Here is a 3,312-nt window from a genome sequence, read left to right as displayed (position 1 = left end):
GTTGTGGTAATTCTATTAAAGGCCTCTATGGGCTTTTTTGTCTACAAGTGTTCGGTTATATTTTACAATCTCCCAAAAACTTTAAAACCATCAACAGTTGGGACCGTACCGGAAGCCCCCTCTTGATATTCTGCTACCATTTTATTCTGAGAGTGGGTCAGCAGTTCTTCATAGGTCAACGGTTGTGCGTACGTGGACAGCAACTCACTGTCACTATCCGCAACCGTACCGTCTGGATACGTGGCACTGTAATTGACCACAGGATCGGTTCCGTCTGCTCTTGCTGTCGAACCAGGCGTATGTGCTGGAAGCACCACAATCCCTATAATCAGCCCAACCAACACCGCCAACAGTCCTCGCAAAAACCATCTACTCCGTCTCATTACACGTTCTCCTCCGTGATTCTTAATTATTTTGTATGACAAACTGCTCAAAACAAAGATTGATATGTATGCCTTTCATTGTAACCGTTTTCACAAGATTAATCTGCAAATTTTGAATAATCACTTATAAATCCTACAAATACTTTCATAAAACCGCCTTCACCAGTTCAAAAAGGCTCCAAAACTCTAGACAAAACAAAAAGCGCTCAACCGGTCAAAAGACCAATTGAACGCTTTTTCCACAGCATTCGCCGAAACGAATGGATTTATCTCGGAATCCACATTCCCTCAAAACCAGACACGTCACAATACGGTGACATATGTGCCCTGCTGACAAATTCACCTAGCCGCTTGCGCGGACGCCCCTTGCAAGCAAGGAACGCGTGATTTCTCGACTCATCGCATACAGAGAATCATAGCACAGACTCCCCGTCGCTTCAAGCCTTATTTTTTCTTGACGTCGGTTTCCTCGCGGTTAGCTTCCGCCGTTTGGAGCTTTTCAATCTGTAATTTCAGCCAGTCGTGGAGGCTCTGGTCGGCCGTTTCCGCCTGTTCGACGTAGGTATCTGCCGGTGCCAAGGCATCAATTCGCAAGCCCGAGACATTAATATCGGGCGTTTCAATGACGGCATAAACGTTCAGGGGTTCCTCAACGTCGGTCGTCATGATCTTCCCGATGGTCTTGGTGTCTTGCAGTGGCAGGTTAATCACACTGAGCTCTAAGCGTACTGAGATGTCCGTATCGGTCACCGTCAGGACGGCTTGGGCAAGTGCATCCGCCTGAATCTTTTCGCGCATGAAGGCCGCTAGGGGCGCCATCACGGCGTCTGGATCAGCGAAGAATTTCGCCTGAGTCGTCTTCTGTTCCAAATGTTCCAAGTTATCGGCTTCAACAGCCGCCATAAAATCATCTACGTTGCGTTTCATCTTAGATTAACACCTCGTTATTATTTCTGGAACCGTCGCCGATCTTCGCGTTCCTGGTCAGTCTTCCGTAACCGTAAGGCCAGAACCAACCAATAGGCATTAGCCGCGATCACGGCTAAGCTTGCTAGGGCCATCCCCAAACGAACCACCATTGCCGCGTGGCCGTACCACATGGTTAGGATCACGCCAACTGGCGCAAGCGTATAGAGCGCCATGATCAGCCCCATTAGGTAGAAAGAAAGCCGCCAGTTCAGTGCCGCCATCACGATCGGAATGGCGTAAAACAGTAGGGCTAGCAGTGATGTTTGCCAGAATTCCGTCATCGAGTTTTCATGGCCGCTGCCTGTGACAAAGGACCGGGTCATTAAAAAGTTAATTACCCAGAACCCAAAGAGAGAAATGATGTCCCAAGCGATTACGTTACGATCTTTCATTTAGAATTAAACTCCTCAATATAGTTAAGAATAAGAAAAAGGCGCCACCAAACCGACGACGCCTTCAGTCAATTTATTCTATTCTAACGTATTCGCCAGATAAAATCAGCAGATCTCCCAAATCAGATGGTTAATCGACTAATAAGTCAATGACGTCTGCGGTATCGATCCCGTTGAAGTACTGTTGGGTGTCGACACTGTTCAAGACGGCCGCAACATCCTTACGGTCATACCGCACACCGGCCAATTTATCTGCCAGTTCGGTCGCATCGCCAGGGCCAAAGAAGTCCCCGAAGAACGTAATTTTTTCAATCTTACCCGCGGTAATCATCAGGCGGGCATCAATCGTCCCCGCCGTAAAGTGTTGCCGTTTCTTAACCGTGAACTCAGGCGAGTTGCCGTAGACCCAATCCCAGTTGGCATAGTAATCATTGAAAATTTTGTCGATGGCGGTCTGTTCACTATCCGCAATCTGGACTTCTTTATCCGCAATCGCGGCAAGGTCGTCGACATGGAAGAGTTCCTTTAACAACGTGTCTCTGAATTCGGGCACGGTCAGATTCTGATATTGCGGTGCCAGGAACGGCTTCAAATTCGTAACCCGAGAGCGAACGGACTTGATGCCCTTAGACTTCATCTTGTCGGCAGGCACGTTCAGGGCGTGTGCGATCACGTCCTGGTCCACGTCGAGCATCAAGGTCCCGTGGGAGAAGGTCTTGCCACTGTGAGAGTACATCGCGTTACCAGAGAACTTCTTGCCGTCGACTAAGATGTCATTTCGGCCAGAAACTTCCGCGGTCGTGGCCCCCATGGCGTGAAGGGCATCGACGATCGGTTGAACGAAGGACTTGAAGTCCCCGAACTCTTCACTGTCGCTGTCAACCACGAAGCTGAAACACAGGTTGCCCAGGTCTTGGTATACGGCGCCACCCCCGGATAACCGGCGCGTGACGGTAATTCCTTGTTCCTCAACGTACTTCTGGTTAATTTCTTCCAGCGTGTTTTGATTCCGGCCGACAATAATGCAAGGGCCTTCGTAATAAAATAGGACCAATGGTTCATCGAATTTTTTATTGTTCATTAAGTATTGTTCCGTTGCCAGGTTCCGGCGGATATCGTGTGACTTCATGGCATACCAGTACATAAACCTAAGACCCCTTTCAAATTACACAGCCACCGGGTAACACCCGGCTACGCTAAATCATAGCACGCTCTGAAAACGATTACAATTTACACGTATTCTATGGAAGACTTTATTTATAAATTCGGTGATTTTTGGGCGTTAAAACCTCTCGGAGTGTGGTGTGAGGGTGTGTGAACTCGTGACTCTATTGAAGACCGGTGTGGTTTATTTGGATTGGACCTCACGTTTTGTGGTTGGGGACTTTTGGTTTAGGGACTTTGTTCTTTGGATTTAGATGGTCGAAACGTGCGATCAAAGGCAGCCGACTCCGCTTAACCCCGATAAGCGCCTTTGATCGCACTCTTTTACGACGAATTTACAATCGAAGTGCAACACTAATTGAATAAAAAGACCCATAGCGGGTACAATTACTTAACGACCAAGA

At 48.0% G+C, this 3,312-nt stretch carries 4 protein-coding genes; all 4 read right to left on the bottom strand.

What is annotated here, in order from left to right; translation table 11 throughout:
• Positions 1–62 precede the first annotated feature (62 nt).
• The 4 genes from OCU14_RS11160 to lplA all read right to left on the bottom strand — a co-directional run bounded on the left by OCU14_RS11160 (position 63) and on the right by lplA (position 2,888).
• The gene (locus OCU14_RS11160) at positions 63–383 is read right to left on the bottom strand and encodes a hypothetical protein (RefSeq protein ID WP_261811083.1); all 321 of its coding nucleotides are present in this window, start codon (positions 381–383) and stop codon (positions 63–65) included.
• 444 nt (positions 384–827) lie between these two features.
• Complete coding sequence (locus tag OCU14_RS11155) at positions 828–1,310, bottom strand: hypothetical protein (RefSeq protein ID WP_261811082.1); 483 nt, start codon at positions 1,308–1,310, stop codon at positions 828–830.
• Positions 1,311–1,330: 20 nt separating this feature from the next.
• Positions 1,331–1,744 carry a hypothetical protein gene (locus OCU14_RS11150; protein ID WP_261811081.1) on the bottom strand — a complete coding sequence of 138 codons (414 nt, stop codon included), beginning with the start codon at positions 1,742–1,744 and terminating at the stop codon, positions 1,331–1,333.
• Between the two features lie 130 nt (positions 1,745–1,874).
• Positions 1,875–2,888, bottom strand: coding sequence for a lipoate--protein ligase (gene lplA / locus OCU14_RS11145; protein ID WP_261811080.1), 1,014 nt, complete (start codon positions 2,886–2,888; stop codon positions 1,875–1,877).
• Positions 2,889–3,312 lie beyond the last annotated feature (424 nt).

The sequence above is a fragment of the Levilactobacillus humaensis genome, from assembly GCF_024345185.1.
Taxonomy (GTDB): Bacteria; Bacillota; Bacilli; order Lactobacillales; family Lactobacillaceae; genus Levilactobacillus; species Levilactobacillus humaensis.
Note: the sequence above shows the minus strand (reverse complement) of the source record. Positions and strands in the feature narration are given on the sequence as shown.